General features: G+C 64.5%; 20 protein-coding genes and 2 tRNA genes. 11 read left to right on the forward strand and 11 right to left on the reverse strand.

What is annotated here, in order from left to right; genetic code table 11:
* Positions 1-31 precede the first annotated feature (31 nt).
* A tRNA-Ser gene (locus ACRAQ3_RS10935) sits at positions 32-121 on the reverse strand.
* A 69-nt stretch (positions 122-190) separates the two neighbouring features.
* Positions 191-1,084, reverse strand: a complete 894-nt coding sequence (locus ACRAQ3_RS10940; RefSeq protein WP_432254641.1) for a metallophosphoesterase — start codon at positions 1,082-1,084, stop codon at positions 191-193.
* Between the two features lie 89 nt (positions 1,085-1,173).
* Here ACRAQ3_RS10940 and ACRAQ3_RS10945 point away from each other — a divergent pair, with 89 nt between their 5' ends.
* Together ACRAQ3_RS10945 and ACRAQ3_RS10950 are read left to right on the forward strand one after the other, a co-directional pair.
* The gene (locus ACRAQ3_RS10945; RefSeq protein WP_269396062.1) at positions 1,174-2,406 is read left to right on the forward strand and encodes a putative DNA modification/repair radical SAM protein; all 1,233 of its coding nucleotides are present in this window, start codon (positions 1,174-1,176) and stop codon (positions 2,404-2,406) included.
* Positions 2,407-2,418: 12 nt separating this feature from the next.
* Positions 2,419-3,867, forward strand: a complete 1,449-nt coding sequence (locus ACRAQ3_RS10950) for a UdgX family uracil-DNA binding protein (RefSeq protein ID WP_432254642.1) — start codon at positions 2,419-2,421, stop codon at positions 3,865-3,867.
* Positions 3,868-3,876: 9 nt separating this feature from the next.
* On the opposite strand, the gene ACRAQ3_RS10955 is transcribed toward ACRAQ3_RS10950, so the two are convergent.
* Entirely contained in the window at positions 3,877-4,617 is a 741-nt protein-coding gene (locus ACRAQ3_RS10955; RefSeq protein WP_432254643.1) for a hypothetical protein, read from the reverse strand.
* Positions 4,618-4,818: 201 nt separating this feature from the next.
* Between ACRAQ3_RS10955 and ACRAQ3_RS10960 the strand changes: the two genes are divergently transcribed.
* Complete coding sequence (locus ACRAQ3_RS10960) at positions 4,819-5,844, forward strand: IS1595 family transposase (protein ID WP_432254644.1); 1,026 nt, start codon at positions 4,819-4,821, stop codon at positions 5,842-5,844.
* A gap of 323 nt (positions 5,845-6,167) precedes the next feature.
* Positions 6,168-7,421, forward strand: coding sequence for an aminopeptidase (locus ACRAQ3_RS10965; RefSeq protein WP_432254645.1), 1,254 nt, complete (start codon positions 6,168-6,170; stop codon positions 7,419-7,421).
* A gap of 320 nt (positions 7,422-7,741) precedes the next feature.
* Here the strand turns inward: ACRAQ3_RS10965 and ACRAQ3_RS10970 are convergent, their stop codons facing one another.
* Both ACRAQ3_RS10970 and ychF read right to left on the reverse strand, forming a co-directional pair.
* Complete coding sequence (locus tag ACRAQ3_RS10970; protein WP_432254646.1) at positions 7,742-8,200, reverse strand: N-acetyltransferase family protein; 459 nt, start codon at positions 8,198-8,200, stop codon at positions 7,742-7,744.
* 87 nt (positions 8,201-8,287) lie between these two features.
* Positions 8,288-9,385, reverse strand: a complete 1,098-nt coding sequence (ychF, locus tag ACRAQ3_RS10975) for a redox-regulated ATPase YchF (protein WP_269396065.1) — start codon at positions 9,383-9,385, stop codon at positions 8,288-8,290.
* 123 nt (positions 9,386-9,508) lie between these two features.
* Here ychF and ACRAQ3_RS10980 point away from each other — a divergent pair, with 123 nt between their 5' ends.
* The 3 genes from ACRAQ3_RS10980 to ACRAQ3_RS10990 all read left to right on the forward strand — a co-directional run bounded on the left by ACRAQ3_RS10980 (position 9,509) and on the right by ACRAQ3_RS10990 (position 12,122).
* Positions 9,509-9,943 carry a VOC family protein gene (locus ACRAQ3_RS10980; protein WP_269396066.1) on the forward strand — a complete coding sequence of 145 codons (435 nt, stop codon included), beginning with the start codon at positions 9,509-9,511 and terminating at the stop codon, positions 9,941-9,943.
* Positions 9,944-10,008: 65 nt separating this feature from the next.
* Positions 10,009-10,800 carry a tryptophan synthase subunit alpha gene (trpA, locus tag ACRAQ3_RS10985; RefSeq protein ID WP_432254647.1) on the forward strand — a complete coding sequence of 264 codons (792 nt, stop codon included), beginning with the start codon at positions 10,009-10,011 and terminating at the stop codon, positions 10,798-10,800.
* 113 nt (positions 10,801-10,913) lie between these two features.
* Positions 10,914-12,122: an alpha-hydroxy acid oxidase gene (locus tag ACRAQ3_RS10990; RefSeq protein ID WP_269396068.1), complete on the forward strand. Its 1,209-nt coding sequence runs from the start codon at positions 10,914-10,916 to the stop codon at positions 12,120-12,122.
* Between the two features lie 64 nt (positions 12,123-12,186).
* On the opposite strand, the gene ACRAQ3_RS10995 is transcribed toward ACRAQ3_RS10990, so the two are convergent.
* A tRNA-Gly gene (locus ACRAQ3_RS10995) sits at positions 12,187-12,260 on the reverse strand.
* 44 nt (positions 12,261-12,304) lie between these two features.
* On the reverse strand, positions 12,305-12,967 hold the full coding sequence (locus ACRAQ3_RS11000) for an SOS response-associated peptidase (RefSeq protein ID WP_269396069.1): 663 nt from the start codon (positions 12,965-12,967) through the stop codon (positions 12,305-12,307).
* A 182-nt stretch (positions 12,968-13,149) separates the two neighbouring features.
* Between ACRAQ3_RS11000 and ACRAQ3_RS11005 the strand changes: the two genes are divergently transcribed.
* Positions 13,150-13,431 carry an SH3 domain-containing protein gene (locus ACRAQ3_RS11005; RefSeq protein WP_269396070.1) on the forward strand — a complete coding sequence of 94 codons (282 nt, stop codon included), beginning with the start codon at positions 13,150-13,152 and terminating at the stop codon, positions 13,429-13,431.
* A gap of 308 nt (positions 13,432-13,739) precedes the next feature.
* Here the strand turns inward: ACRAQ3_RS11005 and ACRAQ3_RS11010 are convergent, their stop codons facing one another.
* The gene (locus ACRAQ3_RS11010; RefSeq protein WP_432254648.1) at positions 13,740-15,305 is read right to left on the reverse strand and encodes a bifunctional metallophosphatase/5'-nucleotidase; all 1,566 of its coding nucleotides are present in this window, start codon (positions 15,303-15,305) and stop codon (positions 13,740-13,742) included.
* A gap of 160 nt (positions 15,306-15,465) precedes the next feature.
* On the opposite strand from ACRAQ3_RS11010, the gene ACRAQ3_RS11015 reads away from it, so the two are divergent.
* On the forward strand, positions 15,466-15,804 hold the full coding sequence (locus tag ACRAQ3_RS11015; RefSeq protein ID WP_432256280.1) for a DUF952 domain-containing protein: 339 nt from the start codon (positions 15,466-15,468) through the stop codon (positions 15,802-15,804).
* Positions 15,801-16,850, forward strand: a complete 1,050-nt coding sequence (locus tag ACRAQ3_RS11020; RefSeq protein ID WP_432254649.1) for a quinone-dependent dihydroorotate dehydrogenase — start codon at positions 15,801-15,803, stop codon at positions 16,848-16,850. Before ACRAQ3_RS11015 ends, ACRAQ3_RS11020 begins: the two co-directional genes overlap by 4 nt.
* Here the strand turns inward: ACRAQ3_RS11020 and ACRAQ3_RS11025 are convergent.
* The 3 genes from ACRAQ3_RS11025 to ACRAQ3_RS11035 are packed head-to-tail and all read right to left on the reverse strand — an operon-like array spanning position 16,847 to position 19,117.
* Positions 16,847-18,178 carry an MATE family efflux transporter gene (locus ACRAQ3_RS11025; protein WP_269396073.1) on the reverse strand — a complete coding sequence of 444 codons (1,332 nt, stop codon included), beginning with the start codon at positions 18,176-18,178 and terminating at the stop codon, positions 16,847-16,849. The genes ACRAQ3_RS11020 and ACRAQ3_RS11025 overlap by 4 nt on opposite strands.
* Positions 18,171-18,677, reverse strand: a complete 507-nt coding sequence (locus ACRAQ3_RS11030) for a PaaI family thioesterase (RefSeq protein ID WP_269396074.1) — start codon at positions 18,675-18,677, stop codon at positions 18,171-18,173. The genes ACRAQ3_RS11025 and ACRAQ3_RS11030 overlap by 8 nt, the downstream gene beginning before the upstream one ends.
* Complete coding sequence (locus ACRAQ3_RS11035) at positions 18,674-19,117, reverse strand: PaaI family thioesterase (protein WP_432254650.1); 444 nt, start codon at positions 19,115-19,117, stop codon at positions 18,674-18,676. The genes ACRAQ3_RS11030 and ACRAQ3_RS11035 overlap by 4 nt, the downstream gene beginning before the upstream one ends.
* A gap of 117 nt (positions 19,118-19,234) precedes the next feature.
* On the opposite strand from ACRAQ3_RS11035, the gene ACRAQ3_RS11040 reads away from it, so the two are divergent.
* Positions 19,235-19,627, forward strand: coding sequence for a MerR family transcriptional regulator (locus ACRAQ3_RS11040; RefSeq protein ID WP_432254651.1), 393 nt, complete (start codon positions 19,235-19,237; stop codon positions 19,625-19,627).
* Positions 19,628-19,801 lie beyond the last annotated feature (174 nt).

Genomic DNA, 19,801 nt, shown 5'->3' on the forward strand with positions numbered 1-19,801 from the left:
CAGCAAAACTCAGCGATTAATTGGAAGAAAGTGGCGGAGACGAAGGGATTCGAACCCTCGAGACGGTTTCCCGCCTGCACCCTTAGCAGGGGTGTGCCTTCGACCACTCGGCCACGTCTCCGCCGGTGTGTCTATGCGGCGGCGGAAGCGAAAACAAGGGCGAAATCCGCTCCGTGGCGGAAATCTGGGATCAGCCGTCCAGGGTCGCCAGATGCGCGGGACTCAACCGGCTATCGCCGCGCCAGCGGTAGAGGCAGGGGCTGGCCGGATAGTCCAGGCAGGCGACGTTATGCGCCTCGATGCGCGGCGCACCCTGCATCTTGTAGTGGCCGCAGAGCACCGGTGGTGCCTCGTGGTCGTAGAAGGCGAAGTTGGGACGGTGCGGTAGCGGGGCGTCGGGAAGCTCTTCGGGGCGGGGCACCGACAGTGCCGCCTCGCGCCAGCGCGCCGCGCCATGGCGCCACCATGCAAGGCGCACGCGGTGACGCAGCGCGCCGTGGCTGTCGGTGAAGACGTGCCCCACCGGCAGGGTCAGTTCGGGCCCGGTCACCAGCATCTGCACCGCCCGGCCGAAGCGGCTGGAGCGGGTCGCGATCTCGGGCAGGTCCTCGGGTCGCAGGCGGCCGTCGGGGCGACGTGCCGCGATGGTTTCGACCGCCGGGGCGCTCCAGCAGGCATGAACGAGACGCAGGCCGTCCCGCTCCAGCCAAAGCGGCAGCGTCAGGAACCAGTCGGTCCAGCCCAGCGCCTCCGGCGTCATGATTCCGAAATCGGCCACGAAGCTGCGATGCTGGGCCATGTTGCGCGCGTTGTGGCGACGCAGCGCCGCACCGTCCTTGCCCAGCCGATGAAACAGGATCGCGTTCAACTCGTGATTGCCCATGACCGCCACCGCGCGGCCCGTCTCGACCAGATCGCGAACCCGCCCCAGCACCGCGCGGTCGGACACGGCCGCCTGCCCCGGCAGCGCATCGATGAAATCGCCGAGCAGCGCCAGACGCGCGCCGGGCTCCGCAGCGTCAAGGCTGCGTTCCAGCCGACCCGGGTCGGCATGGATGTCCGGTATCACGTCGAAGGCGCTCATGCGGCCGAGCTAGCGGAAAGACGCAGGTGGACAACCTGTCGCAGCCGGGTCACCTTGTTGCGGAAAGGGTGGAACATTAGCTGAACGACATGACAGCGCACAGCCTCGAACGCAAGCTCGCCATCCTTTCCGACGCCGCCCGCTACGACGCCTCCTGCGCGTCTTCGGGGACGGCGAAGCGCAACTCCAAGGACGGCAAGGGTCTCGGCTCGACCGAAGGGTCGGGCATCTGCCACGCCTATGCGCCGGACGGGCGCTGCATCAGTCTCTTGAAGATCCTGATGACGAATTTCTGCATCTTCGACTGCGCCTATTGCGTGAATCGGGTGTCGTCCAACACCGAGCGCGCGCGCTTCAGCGTCGACGAGGTGGTGAAGCTGACGCTGGAGTTCTACCGGCGCAACTACATCGAGGGGCTGTTCCTGTCCTCGGGCATCATCCAGAGCCCGGACAAGACGATGGAGGACATGGTCCGGATCGCCAAGAAACTGCGTCTCGAGGAGAGCTTTCGCGGCTACATCCATCTCAAGACCATTCCCGAGGCGAGCGAGGAACTGATCGAACAGGCGGGGCTCTATGCCGACCGGGTCTCGATCAATGTCGAGATGCCGACCGACGCGAGCGTGACGCAATACGCGCCCGAGAAGAAGCCCGACACGATCCGTCGCGCGATGGCCGGCGTGCGGATGCGCAAGGAGGCGGCGAAGGACAAGAGCCACACCGGCAAACGGCCACCGCGCTTCGCGCCCGCCGGCCAATCGACGCAGATGATCATCGGCGCCGACGGGTCGAACGACGCGACGATCCTCGGCCAGTCGACCCGGCTCTACTCCTCCTACGGGCTCAAAAGAGTCTATTATTCGGCCTTCTCGCCGATCCCCGACGCCACGGCCAAGCTGCCACTGATCAAGCCGCCATTGATGCGGGAGCATCGGCTCTACCAAGCTGATTGGCTGATGCGGTTCTACGGCTTCGATGCGGGCGAGATCACCGCCGGGACGGATGGCAATCTCGACCTCGCGATCGATCCCAAGCTCGCTTGGGCGCTGCGCAATCGTCACGCCTTTCCGGTCGATCCGATGCGGGCCGATCGCGAGGCTCTGCTCAGGGTGCCGGGTTTCGGGGCCAAGACGGTGGGCCGGATCATCGCGGCAAGGCGGCATCGCCGGCTGCGCTGGGACGATCTGGTGCGGATGGGGGCCAACATGAAGAACGCCCGGCCTTTCGTGACGCTCGCGGACTGGACGCCCGGCGCGCTGCTCGACGCGCCGGACCTCGCGGCGCGCTTCGCGCCGCAGCCGGAACAGCTGTCGCTGTTCTGACGTTTCGGGCCCATGCCGCACGTCGCCCTGCCCCATACCGGAACCGACAAGGCCTGGCGCAACGCCGCGCGGGGGCTGGTCGCGCGGCGCGTGCCCCCGGACGAGGTGACGTGGAGCCGGGGCGCGGCCGAAGAGGATCTCTTCGCACAGGCACCGGAACAGGTCGCGCAGACGCGCGCCACCCTCAAGGTGCCGCGCGATTTCGTGTCGCTGGCGGGCTCGGTGGTCTGGCACCGTGATCCCGAACGCTTCGCCCGGCTCTACGCGATACTGTGGCGCCTGAGATCCGAGAAAGGGTTGATGGAAGATCGCGGGGACGTCGCCCTGGCCAAGCTGCGCTCCATGGAAAAGGCGGTGCATCGCGACCGGCACAAGATGACCGCCTTCGTGCGATTTCGCGAGATCGGCGCGCGCGATCTGCCGCGCCGTCGCTTCGCCGCCTGGTTCGAGCCCACGCACTTTACGCTGGAGCCCACCGCCCCCTTCTTCGCGCGCCGCTTCTCCGACATGGACTGGATAATCGCGACGCCGGACCTCACGGCGATATTCGAGAACGGCGAGTTGGGATTCGCCGAGGGGCAGCCCAAGCCGGACATCCCCGAGGACGCGACCGAAGAGCTTTGGGGCACCTATTTCCGCAACATCTTCAACCCCGCTCGGCTCAAGGTCGGGGCGATGATGTCGGAGATGCCCAAGAAGTACTGGAAGAACCTGCCCGAGGCGCGGCATATCCCCGAGATGATCGCGAGCGCCGGGGCGCGGGCCGAGGCGATGCAAGCCGCGGCCCCTACCCTTCCGCCCCTGCGTGCCGCGAAGATCACGGAACGGCTTGCCGCACCTAGCGTTGTGCGCGCGATGGCCGATGATCTCGATCAGCTTCGGGCAGAAGAGAACGCCTGCACCCGCTGCCCGCTCTACGAGAACGCGACGCAGGCGGTGCCGGGCGAAGGCCCGCGCGACGCCGATCTGATGGTGGTGGGCGAACAGCCCGGCGATCAGGAGGATCTGGCGGGCCGGCCCTTCGTCGGTCCCGCCGGGCAGATGTTCGACCGGATCGCCCGCGAGGCCGGGATCGACCGCAGCCGCGCCTTCGTCACCAATGCGGTGAAGCATTTCAAGTTCGCGCCCAAGGGCAAGCGGCGCATTCACCAGAACCCGAACACCGGCGAGATCAAGGCGTGCCGCTTCTGGCTGCAGTCCGAGATCGAACTGGTGCGCCCGAAACTGATCCTGTCGATGGGCGGCACCGCCGCCGAGAGCCTGACCGGTTCGCGAAAGGGAATCCTGTCGCGGCGCGGCACGGTCGAGGAGACCGCCGAGGGCGTACCGGTGTTCCTGACGGTCCACCCCTCCTACCTGCTGCGCCTGCCCGATCCGGCGCTGCGCGACGACGAGACCGAGAAGTTCCGCGCCGATCTGAAATCGGCGCAGGCGCATCTGGAAGAGCTACGGCAGTCCTGAATTTCGAGACTAAAGATGCCCAATCAGCTTGCTCGCCTTATGCGCCAAGGACATAAACGAATCGACGTATTTATCAAATTTGGAAATCTTCTCCATTGCCGTCCAGACGAGAGCAATTGCCCGCTTTAACTCTTGGCGCTGAACTTGAAGTAATTTGCCAAGCCTATCACTTGAAAGAAATATTACGCCAATAAACTCACGAAAGCTTTCCGCAACTGCGCTGCCACCCTGAACGTCGTACTCTTTAATACCTTTAGAGACTTTCACAAGACTGTCGCTGACTGCGACGCGAACGTCGTCCGAGACGTCCCAGTTTTCGACTTCAACTGCCGATTTCTCTATTTTCTTAGCATCATCATAAAGATCCTGTGGCAGATCCGGCCTTATTATCTCCGTGCGCATTGCTACGTGTAAACTTGTAAGACCATTCAGAACGTCCGGCTTTAAAAAGTTGTTACGGGCACTATTTATATCGAAATGCATGTGGCTAAAATCAAGCAAGCCATTGAAGGGCGTTACACGCCGCATCAAAGCACCCTTTCTATCTTCATCAAGGTTCAGCCTATCGAAATCATGAATAAGATTGGATACAGCCGAGTAGGTGAAATTTAAAGCTCGAAGGGTAGAATTATCGCCACTATAATTTAGATATCTCGCAGCCGCTGATAAAAATTTTTCATTGGAAGATGCATTTGCATTCACCTCTGTCAGGTATTCGTTCAGAACTTGTGCAGACGTGGACATACTCACCTCGATAAAATTGCACTGATAGATACCAAGATCAATAATCCCGCTTATCCACGAGAAGAAGCACCGAGTGAGCGAAGCGCCTGAAGAGGCGTAGGTTTTCCTCGGTGTCGCCGCATTTCGCGCTTTTCCCTCAGGCTCGTCCTTCGTAAATCGACCTCGCGGCCAATATTGCCCGGTTGGCAGCAGGCATGGAGGATTCCGATGATCACCGAACTCAAGTCGATCCCGGACATCTGGAAGCGTATGCCCAGCGAGATGCACGCTCGGCGCTTCTTGGAGGGTATGATCTGGTCGACCGGTAGGCACTGTCCGCATTGCGGCTCAGCAGACTCGTCGACATTGCGCGGCCGGACCTGCCGGCTAGGTCTCTATCAATGCCGGGACTGCCGTCTCCAGTTCACGGTCACCACGCGCACCCCGATGCACGGCACGAAGCTCGACTTGCGTATCTGGATCTGCGCGATGTTCCTGGTGCTTACATCGAGCAAGGGCATCTCCTCGGTCGTGATGGCACGGTTGCTCGGCGTGAATCAGAAGACCGCCTGGAAGATGGGGCACGCCATTAGGGAGCTGATGGACGACCGGAACGCGGAGTTGCGGCCGCTGGAGGATATCGTTGAGGTGGACGAGGCATATGTCGGAGGAGCCCCGAAGTCCCTGTCAGGGGCCTATAATCCGAGGGGCAAGGGGACCGGAAAGCCGATGATCTTCGTGGCGGCCTCACGCGATGGGCAGGCGCGCGCAAGGGTTGTTCCCAATGATCGAAGGGCGACACTGGAGCCGGTCCTCCTCGAATGGATCGACCCCAAGACGACCAGCTTAATGACCGACGGGAGCACAAGCTACCGGGGCTTGGGCAAGACCATGGCAGACCACCAGTATGTAATCCACAGCCAGAAAGAATATGCCAATCCGGAGACCGGCGCTCATGTGAATACTGCCGAAGCAGTGATCTCCCAGGTTCAGCGCGCCTTGGTTGGCGTCTATCATAACCTCGGCCGTCAGCACCTTCAGCGCTATCTCGATGAGATCGTTTGGCGTTGGAATCATCGCGACCCCGTCCGGGAAGTGGTCAAGCAATGGACCACGAAAGCAGGCATCGACCGCGAGAAGTCGACAACGATCTGGCGGCCGATCCCCGTGGTCGAGCAGATGCGGGTCCTGCTTCAAGGAGCAGTCGGTAGGCAGGTGCGTCGCTCGAAGGAATACGGGCTATGCTGGCCGTGACGCCAATCATTCCTACTCCGTAATGCATGTGAACGACTGAGACTTCAGGCGTTCGCTCTGAACCGATTGAATCAAGCCTACTTAGCCAGCCGGTATTGCCCGCGGCTAAATCGGTCACCTTGAGAAGTTTTCGAGCCCGCCGGTCAGAAGTTTGACCTCCTGGCCTTGATACCGATGAGATCATCGGCAAGGCGGCGCATTTCTGATCCGCTCATTTCGGGTGTGGCGGTGCAAGAAACGCCCCATGCAAAAAGAGAGGCAGCATTTGAATCAAATAGATACATGTAGTAAAACCCGGATGAACGATATTTGGAGGCCTCAAAATGGATGCATATAGAAACGAAGGCCGCAATGAAATCTGGATAAAGAAGTATGCGGCTCTCGCTGTGCGAGTTGGCGTAAATCTGCAAGAAAATCAGCTCCTGATTATACATAGCGATATACGGCACGCCGAGCTTGCGCGTCTGGTCCAATTTGAAGCTTATGAAGCGGGGGCATCCAGCGTATTCATCGATTGGTCGGACCAAGAATCCTCGAAAGCTTTCCTCCTAAACGCAGATGATAGTGCCATTGATCATTATCCGGAATGGCAGGCTGCACGCTTTGCGGAGTGGGAAGATGCGAGCGCTGCCTACATCCATATCATATCAGAGGACCCAGACGCCCTACAGGCGGCTCCTGCTGAAAGAATAAGCCGCTTTCAGAAATCCGCTCGCGCCAAGCTGAGTGGGCACTATGAAAAAATCAGGTCCCACCGGGTGCGCTGGTGCCTTCTGATAGCACCGTGCATTGAATGGGCTGTCAAAGTGTTTCCCGATCTGCCCGAGCAGGAGGCATTACGATCCTTGTGGAGTTTGGTTTTGAAAGGGTCTCGGGCAGATGCGCCGGATGTCACCCAGGCTTGGCATGATCACCATAAAGATCTTGGGCTACGCAAAAGCTTTCTGAATGAGAGTCAGTTTAGTGCCCTGCGTTTCACCAGCGATACTGGAACAGATCTCTTGGTTGGCCTGCCCAGAAATCACATCTACATCGGCGGTGGTGTCGTGGATGATGAGGGGGTGGTCTTTTTTCCTAACATGCCCACAGAGGAGCTATTCACCGCCCCGAGCAAGTTTGAAGTGAACGGCAAGCTGGTAGCCACTAAACCCCTTATCTATGAGGGAAGAATTATCGACGAATTCAGTCTCGTCTTTGAGAGCGGACGGATTGTTAGCTATCATGCGAACAGGGGGCAGAAGGTTTTGCGGGATATCATTGAAACGGACGAGGGGTCGCGCTATCTGGGCGAGATTGCGCTGGCGTCGAATAAATCCCCTCTTGCTGAATCGAATACGCTTTTTCACAACACTTTGTTCGACGAGAACACTGGCTGTCATGTCGGCATAGGAAACGCCTCTCCCTCCAATCTTTCGGGCGGCAAGGAAAAGTCCAAAGAAGAGCTCGAAGCAGCGGGCCTGAACTCTTCGCTCTTGACGGTCAATGTCACTTTCGGCGCAGATGATATGAAGGCAGTAGGGATTAAAGATGATGGAACTGAGGTATTGCTAATGAAGGATGGAGTCTTTCAGTTCTAAAATACCTCATGCCGGGTTCCGGCCAGCATTCGCCTTAAGCGACTGCGGAATGGGTCCGTGCAGATATTTTCGTCCGGACCAATATTTCTTGTGAGGGCTGGTTTGCGGAATTCCGAGCTCACTGAAGTATGGCGCTGCCAAATACCTTTGTCAGGCTAAAACCAAGTCATTGCCCGGCGGCATGGTATCAGGAATCGTTCCAGTAAGGTTCGCCTTCATGTTTCACTCAAGCAAACGCCTGGAGAACTGTCGCCGTCTCTTTCTTTGGTGGATAAGCGGGTCAATAATACAACCCTCGAGGGCAGAATTGTCTTCGGTCGCTAGTCGAGATCGAGCCGCATCGTCGCCATGCCGTCGCGCTGGCTCAACTCCTCGTAGCCGGCGGCGAGATAGAGATTGCGGGCGGGCGCGTTGTCGGTCTCGACCTTGAGCGTGATCGACAGCGCGTCGAGATCGCGCCCGGCCTGCTCGATCAGCCGCGCCATATCGGCGCCCGCGCCGCCGCGCGCGGCCTCCTTCAGAAACACGTAGGTGAGATGGCGCACCTCGGGCCCGATGCCCACCCGCATCGCGAAAAAGCCGATCTCCCGACCCTGATCGTCGAGCACATAGAAGGATTCGTCGTGCAGGTCGCCGAGCCACTTCTCCTGCCATTCGAGCGGATCGAAGGGATGCTGGGCCGAGGGGTTCACCAGCCGCAGATCGGTCTCGTCGGTCAACAGGCGCGCCAGTGGCGCGAGATCGCGCTCGCGGTTGCGGCGGAGTGTCAGGTCGGGCATCGCGCTTTTCCCTTTCTCGGCGACGGAAAGGGGTGTGACTGCCCGATTCGGGGGGCGCGGCGCAACCGGTGCGCCGCGCGGTCCGGTTCAGGTGTTGAACAGGAAGTGCATGACGTCGCCATCCTTGACGGTATAGCCCTTGCCCTCGGCGCGCATCTTGCCCGCCTCCTTGGCAGCAGCCTCGCCGCCGAGGCTGACGAAATCCTCGTAGGCGATGGTCTCGGCGCGGATGAAGCCGCGCTCGAAATCGCCGTGGATCACGCCCGCCGCCTGCGGCGCCAGCGTGCCCTGGCGAATGGTCCAAGCCCGCGCCTCCTTGGGCCCGACGGTGAAGTAGGTCTCGAGATGCAGGAGATCGTAGCCCGCGCGGATCAGCCGGTCGAGACCGGCCTCCTCGAGGCCCATCTCCTCGAGGAACATGGCCTGCTCCTCGGCGTCGAGCTGGCTGATCTCCTCCTCGATCCGGGCGGAAATCACGACATGGGCGTTGCCCTCGGCGGCGGCCATCTCGGCCACCTTGGCGGACTGGCTGTTGCCGGTCGCGGCCGAGCCTTCCTCGACGTTGCAGACATAAAGCACCGGCTTGGCGGTCAGGAGCTGCAGCATCTTCCACGCCTTGCGGTCGTCATCGGCGACCTCGACGCTGCGGGCGGGCTTGCCCTCGGACAGCGCCGCCTGCGCGGCCTTCAGCAGGCGCTCCTGGTCGGCGGCCTCCTTGTCGCCGCCGCGCACCTTGCGCTGCAGGCCCTGAAGCCGCTTCTCGACCGATTCCAGATCGGCGAGCATCAGCTCGGTCTCGATCACCTGCGCATCGGCCACCGGGTCGACCCGGCCGTCGACATGCACCACGTCGCCATCCTCGAAGCAGCGCAGCACGTGGGCGATGGCATCGGTCTCGCGGATGTTGGCGAGGAACTGGTTGCCGAGGCCCTCGCCCTTCGAGGCGCCCTTCACCAGCCCCGCGATGTCCACGAAGGTCATCCGGGTCGGGATCACCTGCTTGGACTTGGCGATCGCGGCCAGCTTGTCGAGGCGCGGGTCCGGCACCGCGACATCGCCGACATTCGGCTCGATCGTGCAGAAGGGAAAGTTGGCGGCCTGCGCCGCGGCGGTGCGCGTCAGCGCGTTGAACAGGGTGGACTTGCCGACATTCGGCAGCCCCACGATCCCCATGCGAAAGCCCATGTCACGCCTCCTATCAGCACATCGCGGCGGTCCTATCCGCACGGGCGGCTTCGCGCAAGCCAAGGCTTGGTCAGGGGCGTGCCCCCATGCCATGCTCGGCGCTCATTCACCGAGGAGCCCGCGATGATCCCGATTCCCTATGTCACCTTTCACGGCAACTGCGCCGAGGCGCTGGCGGCCTATGCCCGGATCTTCGACGCGCCGCCCGCCAACGTGATGACCTTCTCCGAGGCGCCGCAGGAGATGCGCGACTCCCTCCCCGAGGCCAGCCCGCAGGCGGTGATGCATGCGGCGCTGAAAATCGGCGATGGCTGGATATATGCCAGCGACGACATCATGGGCGGCAGCCCGGAGATGGCGGGCTGCTCGATCACCGTCGACCTGCCCGACGTCGCCCGCGCCCGCGCCGTGTTCGACGCGCTGGCCGAGCATGGCCAGATCCACATGGAGTTCGCCAAGACCTTCTGGTCCGAGGGCTTCGGCACGCTGACCGACCGCTACGGCACCCGCTGGATGATCGGCGTCGAGGCCCCCATGCCGGACCAGCCCCAAGCCTGAGCCCCCATTGATTTCCGCCCCCCTTTGGCCCAAACCGCGAGTGGATCGGGCCAGAGGGGACGGGCATGACACGCATCGACGACACTTTCGCGCGGCTGAAATCCGAGGGGCGCAAGGCCTTCGTGGCCTATGTCATGGCCGGCGATCCGGATTTCGAGACCTCCAAGGAGATCGTGCGCGGCCTGCCCGGCGCCGGCGTCGACATCATCGAGCTGGGCCTGCCCTTCACCGACCCCATGGCCGATGGCGCGACGATCCAGCTCGCCGGCCAGCGGGCGCTGGCGCAAGGCATGACGCTCGACCGGACGCTCGAAATCGCGCGCGACCTGCGCAAGACCGATGACAAGACGCCGATCGTGATGATGGGCTACTACAACCCGATCCATTCGCGCGGCGTGCCGAAATTCCTCGAACAGGCCAAGGACGCCGGCATCGACGGGCTGATCGTGGTCGACCTGCCGCCCGAGGAAGACGCCGAGCTGTGCCTGCCCGCGCAGCAGGCCGGCCTGAACTTCATCCGCCTCGCCACGCCGACCACCGATGACACGCGGCTGCCCAAGGTGCTGCAGAACACCTCCGGCTTCGTCTACTACGTCTCGATCACCGGCATCACCGGCGCAGCCGAGGCGCAGGCCGAGGCGGTGGCCCCCGAAGTGGCGCGGATCAAGTCGAAGACCGACCTGCCGATCATCGTGGGCTTCGGCGTCAAGACGCCCGAGACCGCGAAGAACATCGCCGGCATCGCCGACGGCACCGTGGTCGGCTCGGCCATCGTCAACCAGATCGCCGAAGGCAAGCCGGTCCCCGAGATCCTCGACTTCGTGAAGGCGCTGGCCGATGGCGCGCATTCCGCCTGATCGACTTTGTTCTTCAAATACGCAAACCCGACGGCGCCACTAGTGGCGCCGTCCGTCATTGCGAGCCCGGCTGACCACTGGTAAATCATCCTTACCAATCGGGGGAGGGAACCATGCCAGTCATCACCTGCATCGACGATTTGAAACGTCTGCACAAACGCCGCGCGCCGAAGATGTTCTTCGACTATGCCGAATCCGGCAGCTGGACCGAGCAGACCTTCCGCGAGAACACCACCGATTTCGAGAAGATACGCCTGCGCCAGAAGGTGGCGGTCGACATGTCCGACCGCTCGACCGTGGGTCGAATGCTGGATGAGAAGGTCGCGATGCCCGTCGCCCTCGCCCCCGTGGGGATGACCGGCATGCAGAACGCCGATGGCGAGATCAAGGCGGCGCGTGCGGCCGAGAAGTTCGGCGTGCCCTTCACCCTCTCCACCATGTCGATCTGCTCGATCGAGGACGTGGCCGAGCACACTTCGGCCCCGTTCTGGTTCCAGCTCTACGTCATGCGCGACGAGGACTTCGTCGACCGGATCATCGAGCGAGCCAAGCGCGCCGGTTGCTCGGCGCTGGTGCTGACGCTCGACCTGCAGCTTCTGGGCCAGCGCCACAAGGATCTCAAGAACGGCCTTTCGGCCCCGCCCAAGCTGACCCCCGCGACGCTTCTGGACCTCTCGACAAAGTGGACCTGGGGCCTCGAGATGCTACGCACCAAGCGCCGCGTCTTCGGCAACATCGTCGGCCACGCCCAGGACGTGGGCGACACGCGCTCCTTGATGAAGTGGACCGCCGAGCAGTTCGACCTGAAGCTCGACTGGGAAAAGGTCCGCAAGATCGCGAAGAAATGGGACGGCAAGCTGATCCTGAAGGGCATCCTCGACGCCGATGACGCGCGCCGCGCCGTGGAATGCGGCGCCGACGCCATCGTCGTGTCGAACCATGGCGGGCGGCAGTTGGACGGGGCGCTCAGTTCGATCCGCATCCTTCCCTCGATCGTGCGCGAGGTGAAAGGCGAGACCGAGATCTGGCTCGACAGCGGCATCCGCTCGGGACAGGACGTGCTCAAGGCGCTGGCACTGGGCGCGGACGCAACGATGATCGGCCGGGCCTGGCTCTACGGTCTCGGCGCGATGGGCGAAAAGGGCGTGACCACGGCGCTGGAGGTGATCCGCAAGGAGCTCGACCTGACCATGGCGCTGTGCGGCGAGCGCGACATTGCCGATCTGGGCCCGCACAACCTGCTGGTGCCGCGCGACTTCGAGGGCGAATGGCAGGAAAGCGGTCCGCGTTCCTCCGACCGGGCGAGCTCGGTTCCCGCGTGACAGCTTCAAGGGGCGGCGTGTCCGCCCCTGCCCCGCGAGGCCCTGCCGTCGTCTCGTGGGAGATTGGAGCGGGCGGCGGGAATCGAACCCGCACGTTCAGCTTGGAAGGCTGACAGGCTACCACTACATCACGCCCGCTTCGGGGCCTTGATAGCGGCTCGCGCGGGAGGCTTCAAGACGGCCTAGACGTCAATCGGTTCGATCAGTTCCGGGCCGCTGGCCCGGTTCGAATTGACCTTCGGATCGACCCGGTGAAAGGCCAGCGCCTCGGGGTTCGGCTTCATCAGCACGGCGGCGCCATGCCCCGCCTCGCCTAGCCAGAGCGGCCAGTCCCCGGGCTCCAGCACCACCGGCATGCGGCTGTGGATGTCGCGCATCCGCCCGGTCGCGCCGGTGGTGACGACGGCGCAGGTGACGAAGCTGTCCCCTTCCCGCTCCCAGCTCTGCCAGAGCCCGGCGAAGGCCAACGGATCGCCATCCTCGCGATGGATGAACCAGGGCAGCTTGTTGCCGTCTTCGTCGACGGTCCATTCGTAGAAGCCCGAGGCCGGGATCAGGCAGCGCCGTTCGCGTACCGCCGCGCGGAACGCGGGCTTCTCGGCCACCGTCTCTGCGCGGGCATTGATCAGCAGCGGCCCGTCGGTCGGCGTCTTGTACCAATGCGGGATGAAGCCCCAGCGCATCGGGCGCAGGCGACGGCTGTCCCCATCGGAGGTGACGGAATGCACCTGTACGGTCGGGCAGACATTGTAGTTCGGCACATCCGGCAGGTCATTGGCCGGGGTGGCGCCGAAGATCTGCGCCATGGCGTCATGGGGCAGTGTGATGGCCATGCGTCCGCACATATGGGGGCTCCTGTCGCTCCGCTCCGACATAGCATCGATGAGGCGCGATGAGGTAGTCATCGGCATGAAATCCCGTATCGGCGCCAAGCGTCCGACCTGCCGCGACCGCGAGAGTTCGGGCTTCACTCGCAACGGTCGGGCTGCCAAAAGGGCGGCCAGAGGAAAACAACCGAGGTCAGCTCATGCGCCCTGCCATCGCCGCAACACTCACGCTGATGCTCGTTTCGGGCTGCGCCGCGTCCGGAAGCCGGACGGTGGTCGAAGGCGCCGGCCCCGACGAGCTCTTGAAGCTGCGCGGGGGACCGGGGCTCGACTACAACGTGATCCTCGGCCTGCCCGACGGCACCCGGCTTCTCAGGCGCGACTGCGTGACCGAGGTTGGGCAGCTGTGGTGCCGCGTTTCGCTCGCCGATGCGCCGGGCATCACGGGCTACGTATCCGAGGACTACCTTTCGGACCGGTAAACGGGCAGCGGACCGTTCCCGGACAGCCCGGCGCACCGCTTCGAGCGGTAGCTGGTCTGCTTCGGCCGCCCCTTGGAGCGCGTCCGCGCCTGGCCTCGATCCCTGACCGACGGCAGCGAAGCGATTTCGCGCGCGAGGGCCGAGGGCTCGCAGCATACGAAGTTCCCTCCGACGCCTAGGCGCGGGGACCGCCCCTGCCGCGCGGCATGGCGGGTGCGCGAAACAGCCAGCATCGCCATCGCCCGTATCGACGAAAAAGCGCGCGCCGGTGCCCCGGCGCGCGCCCTCGTTTCATCCTTGCGGATGCGTTACTTCATGGTGATCCGCCCATCCGTGTAGGGCTTGTAGTCGCCTTGCGCCGCAATGTACTCGGCGGTCACGTCGGCGAGGTCGGGGCCGTAGTCATAGGCGTTCTCGGCATCGACGAACATCGCGTAGCCGTCGCCGCCATTGCGCACGTAGTTGTTCGACACCACGCCGTAGGTCGCCTCGGGGTCGAGCGGCTCGCCATCCACCATCGCGTCCGAGACCCGGCTACCGGCTTCGGCGGCGGGATCGACCGCGAAGCTCATGCCAGCAACCTGCGGGAAGCGGCCCGCGCCCTCCTCGATCTGGCTCACGCCGTTCTCGAGCGCTTCGAGCAGGGTCGCGCCCGACACCTGGAAGGTCGAGAGCGTGTTCTGGAACGGCAGCACGGTCAGCACTTCGCCCATCGTCACCTCGCCCTCGTCGATCGAAGCGCGCAGGCCGCCCGAGTTGGCGATGGCGATCTGGATGCCCTGATCGGCCACGCGGTCGAGCATGGCGTCGGCCACGAGGTTGCCCATCTCGCACTCCATGGCGCGGCAGACGTCGCGGTTGCCCTCGATCGGCGCGGTGGTGCTGGCGACGACGCGGTTGCGGATCTCGTCGAGCGGCTTGGCCAGCTCGGAGACGCGGTCGACCGCCGCCTGATCCTCGGCCACCTTGCCGTCGATCAGGATCGGTTCGCCCGCCGCCTCGGTGATGACGCCCTCCTCGTCGAAGGTCACGTTCAGCTCGCCGAGGAACTTGCCATAGGCATAGGCCTGCACGATGGCGGTGTCGCCGACCATCACCGGATAGACGTCGACCGCATCCTCCTGAGTGTTCGACAGCAGCGTGTTGGAATGGCCGCCGACGATCACGTCGACACCGGTGGTCTCCTCGGCCACGCGCTTGTCGGTCTCGAAGCCGGAATGGCTCAGCACGACGATCTTGTTCACGCCTTCCTCGGTCAGCCGGTCAACCTCGGCCTGCACCGCCGCGACCGGGTCGGAGAACGTGACATTCTCGCCCGGGCTGGCGAGTTCGTGCGTGTCCTCGGGCGTCAGGCCGATCAGGCCGATCCGCTCGCCCTCGCGCTCGATCACGGTGGATTTCTGGATCGCGTCGGCGAGCTGCTCCTCACCCGAGACATCGGCGTTTGACATCAGCACCGGGAACTCGACCTTGTCGATGAAGGCGCGCAGCACCTCGGGGCCGTCGTCGAACTCGTGATTGCCGACGGTCATCGCGTCATAGCCGAGCTGGTTCATGAACTCGGCCGTCATCTCGCCCTTGTAGTAGGTATAGAACAGCGTGCCTTGGAACTGGTCGCCGCCATCGACGAGAAGCAGGTTGCCGTCGCCGGCCCGGTCGCGCGCTTCCTGCAGCGCGGTGACGAGCCGGGCCACGCCGCCGAAGCATTCGCCGGCCTCGTTATCCTCCGGCGCGCAGGTCGAATCGAAGGCCGAGATCGGCTCGTAACGGTCGTGGAAATCGTTGGTGTGCAGGATCGTGAGCGAGTATTCCGCCTGCGCGGCACCGGCGGCGAGCGCGAGAGCGGCGGTACCGCCGAAGAGTCCGAGTTTCATCGATGACGTCCCTGTCGGTTTCGTTATGGTTGCGAGCCTGCGCCATGCCCGGCGCATCTGTCAAAGCCGTCTGCGTCCTGCCCTAGCGGCATGTCAGGCGGATGACAGGGGAATGATGGCGGCGCTTGACGTCGCGGCGGGGCGCGGCCATGGAACGCTCATGCTGATCTACAAGATATTCCGCGCCTCCGAATGGGCAGATCTGGACCTCGCGGGGGAAACCCGCGGCGCCCCCGTCGATCTCGCCGATGGCTACATCCATTTCTCCACCGCTGCGCAGGCACCCGAGACCGCCGCGAAGCATTTTTCCGGCGAGGACGGGCTGGTGCTGGCGGCCATCGACGCCGGGGCGCTGGGCGACGATCTGCGCTGGGAGCCGTCGCGCGGCGGCCAACTGTTCCCGCATCTCTACCGGCCGCTGAAGCGGTCCGAAGTGGTCTGGTCCAGAAAACTGCCGCTGGCAGGCGGGCACCACGAGTTTCCCGGGGAGATGACATGAGCGCGCTGGAAAAGCTGGGCCTCGCGGCGCTGCACCGGATCGATCCCGAAACCGGGCACGGGCTGGCGCTCAAGGCGCTGAAGGCAGGGCTTGGACCCAAGGGCGGACCGGTAACGAGCGCCCGTCTCAGGACCCGTCTGGCCGGGCTCGACCTGCCCAACCCGGTTGGGCTGGCGGCTGGGTTCGACAAGAACGCGGTGGCGCTCGATGCGCTGGCGAAGACCGGCTTCGGCTTCGTCGAGGTCGGCGCCGCGACGCCGCGGGCGCAGGAGGGCAACCCGCGCCCGCGCCTGTGGCGGCTCAAGGCCGACCGCGCCGCGATCAACCGCTTCGGCTTCAACAACGAGGGGATGGAGGCGATCGCAGGGCGGCTGGAACGGCGGCCCGCCGGGATCATCGGCCTCAATCTCGGCGCCAACAAGGACAGCCATGATCGCGCGGCCGATTTTGCGACCGTCCTGAAGCGCTGCGGCCCGCATCTCGACTTCGCCACGGTCAACGTATCCTCGCCCAACACCGAGAAGCTGCGCGACCTGCAGGGCAGGGCCGCGCTCTCGGCGCTCCTGTCGGGCGTGATGGCGGCCAATGCGGGTCTGATGCGGCCCCTGCCCGTCTTTCTCAAGATCGCCCCAGACCTGTCGGAGGCCGAGATCGAGGACGTGGCGCTCGTGGCCGAGGAGGCGCGCGTGGCGGCGATCGTCGCGACCAACACCACGCTGTCGCGCGACGGGCTCACCGATCCGCAGCGGGACAACATGGGTGGCCTGTCGGGCCAGCCGCTGTTCGAGAGATCGACGCGGGTGCTGGCGCGGCTGTCCTCGCTCACCGATCTGCCGCTGATCGGCGTCGGCGGCGTCGGCTCGGCCGAGCAGGCCTATCAGAAGATCCGCGCCGGGGCCTCGGCGGTGCAACTCTATACCGCGCTGGTCTATGGCGGCGTCGGCCTGGCGGGCGAGATCGCGCGCGGGCTCGACCGGCTGCTCGAGCGCGACGGCTTCGCCAACGTATCGGAGGCCGTGGCCACGGGCCGCGCCGACTGGCTCTAACCCGCGGCGCGTTCCAGCGCCGGATAGCGCGCGGCCAGTGTCGCGCCGCGCGCCACGTAGCTCACCAGCATCGCGGCCCAGAGGCCGTGATTGCCGAACAGCGTCGTGAGCAGCATCGCGGCGGCGAAGTAGATCGCCGCCGAAAGCGCCATCATGTTGCGCATGTCGCGCGAGCGGGTGGCGCCGATGAAGATGCCGTCGAGCATCCAGGGGATCAGCCCGAAGAGCGGCGTCGCCACCATCCACGGCAGGTAGTCGCGCGCCGCCGCCCGCACCTCCGGCGCGGTGGTCATGGTGTCGATGATCGCGGGCCCGAAGATCCAGAAGCCCAGCGCCAGCCCGAGGCTGACCACGCCGCCCTGGACCGAGGCGAGGATCGCGGCACGCCTGAGCCTGAGCGCCGCCCGCGCGCCCATCGCCTGCCCCACCAACGCTTCGGCCGCAAAAGCGAAACCGTCGAGCGCGAAGGCGGTGATGTTGAGGAACTGCAGGAGCACCTGGTTCGCGGCGAGCGGCACGTCGCCGAAGCCCGCGCCCCAAAACAGGAAACTGATCACGATCGCCTGCAAGAGCACTGAGCGGATCAGGATGTCGGTATTCACCGCCGCCATGTGCCTGAGCCGCACCGGGTCGAAGATCCGCGCCCGGTCGCGCCAGGCGGGCGTGGCGAAGGCGTCGCGGCACAGCCAGATCCCCAGAGCGAGGCCCGACCATTCGGCAAGGAAGGTGGCCGTGGCGACGCCGGGCACGCCCCAGCCGAGGCCGAGCACGAACCACAGGTCGAGCGCGATGTTGACGCCGTTCATCCACAGCTGCAGCACCAGCACGGCGGCAGTGCGCTCCTGTGCGATGAGCCAGCCGGTCAGTCCGTAGATCGCGATCGCCGCCGGGGCCGACCAGACCCGGATCGCGAGGTAATCGCGCGCCAGGGCCTCGACCTCGGTGCTGGCAGGCGCAACGGTGAAGGCGCCGGCGAAGATCGGCCATTGCAGCGCGATGATCGCGGCGCCTGCGGCGAAGGCGATCATCAGGGCGCGGCTCAGCAGCGCCGAGACCTCGGCCCGGTCGTCGCGACCCAGCGCCTGCGCGGCGAGGCCGGTGGTGCCCATCCGCAAAAAGCCGAAGATCCAGTAGATGCCCGAGATGATGACCGCGCCGATCCCCACCGCGCCGATCGGCGCGGCAGCGCCCATCTGCCCCACCACACCGGTATCGACCGCGCCGAGGATCGGCACCGTGGCGTTCGACAGCACGATCGGCAGCGCGATCTTCAGGACGCGCCGATGGGTCAGCGGCGCGCGCGGCGCGGTCGCGGCGGTCTCAGCCATCCAGCCCCGGCATCAGGAAATGCCCCGTCGCCTGCGCGAAGAGCCGCGAGCGGTTGTCCTGCCAGGCCTCGACATGGACGCTGGCATAGCGCCGCCCCGAGCGGTTGATCCGGGCCCGCGCATAGGCGTCGCGCGGCAGGCCGGAGCGCAGGTAGTCGACGGTGAAATCGATGGTGCGCGGCCAGTTCGGCCGGGCCTCGGCCTCGGCCTGCGCCTCCGGCGTGCCGGCCTCGATCAGCCCCCACATCCGGGTCCAGGCCAACTCGACGATGGCGGTGGTCTCGAGGAACGCCGCCGTGGCGCCGCCATGCAGCGCCGGCAGCATCGGGTTGCCGATCAGCCGGTCGGCATAGGGCAGCACGGCGGTCAACTCGTCGCCATGGCGTTCAAAGCGGATGCCCAGGAAGGCGATGTAGGGCACGCCGCCCACCAGCCGCTCCAGCGCGCCGTCGCGGCGGGTCTTGATGACCTGGACGGGTTCGGGACGCGGTCGGCTCATGGCTGCGTCTTCCTGTTTTCGAGGGTGAAGGCACCGGTCGCGGTGGCGACGGGGCGGTCTTCGTCCTCGTCCGTCGCCACCGCCCGTACGAAGGCGACCGAGCGGGTCACGTGCCAGCACTCGGCCCGCGCGGTGATCGACTGGCCCGGCGTCGCGGGGCGCATGTAATCGATCCGCAGGTCCAGCGTCGCGGTGCTCACCGGGGCCGAGGGGTGCGACATCACCGCCGCCCCGGCGCAGGTGTCCATCAGCGCCGAAACCGCGCCGCCATGAATCACTCCGGTTTCCGGATCGCCGACCAGCCGCGCGTCATAGGGCATCGAGATCGCGGCATGGCCGTCACCCAGCGCGTTGATGCGCATTCCGAGGGCCTGCGCATGCGGCAACGCGTCGATGAATTGCTGGGCTCGGGCGAGTTCTTTGTCGGGATCGGATGTCATGGCGTCAGCTTGGCGATCCGAATGGCTCCCGCAAGCGTTATCTCGTCGCGAGAAGGCTTGAAGCCGTGTTGTCGTCACGGCATCCCGGGCCTAGAGTTCGCCCGAAGGAGCGCCGACATGTCCGATACCCCCCTGACTTTCAAAGAAATGTGCGATCGCTTCGAGGTGACCCCCCGGACCTTGCGCTACTACGAATACATCGAACTGCTCTCCCCCGAGAAGGAGGGCCGCTCGCGCTTTTACGGCCCGCGTGAGATCGCGCGGATGACGCTGATCCTGCGGGGCCGGCGCTTCGGCTTTTCGCTCGAGGAGATCCGCCAGTTCCTCATGATCTACGAGACCGAGGGCACCCGGGCACAGATGGAGGTCTGGGTCGGCATGGCCGACCGGCAGCTTGAGGTGCTCAAGGGGCAGCGGCGCGAGCTGGAACAGACCATCGCCGATCTGCGTCGCCTGCGGGACGAATCTTCTGCATCCCTCAAGGGAACAGGACAAAAGTCATCAACCTGAGGGCGAATCGGAAAATTTGACCAAGAGAACAAAATTGCTTCCCAAGGGTCACATTTTTCTTGACCTTTCGTCATTCGACCTCTGACGTGGCGTCATGTTTACGTTCGCGTCACCTTTGCTTGTATGGTCTCTTCGGAACCCGCAGGTGGATCGTCTGACCGGACACCGAGGGTT

The organism is Limimaricola sp. AA108-03 (assembly GCF_050847355.1).
In the GTDB taxonomy this organism is placed as follows: Bacteria; Pseudomonadota; Alphaproteobacteria; order Rhodobacterales; family Rhodobacteraceae; genus Limimaricola.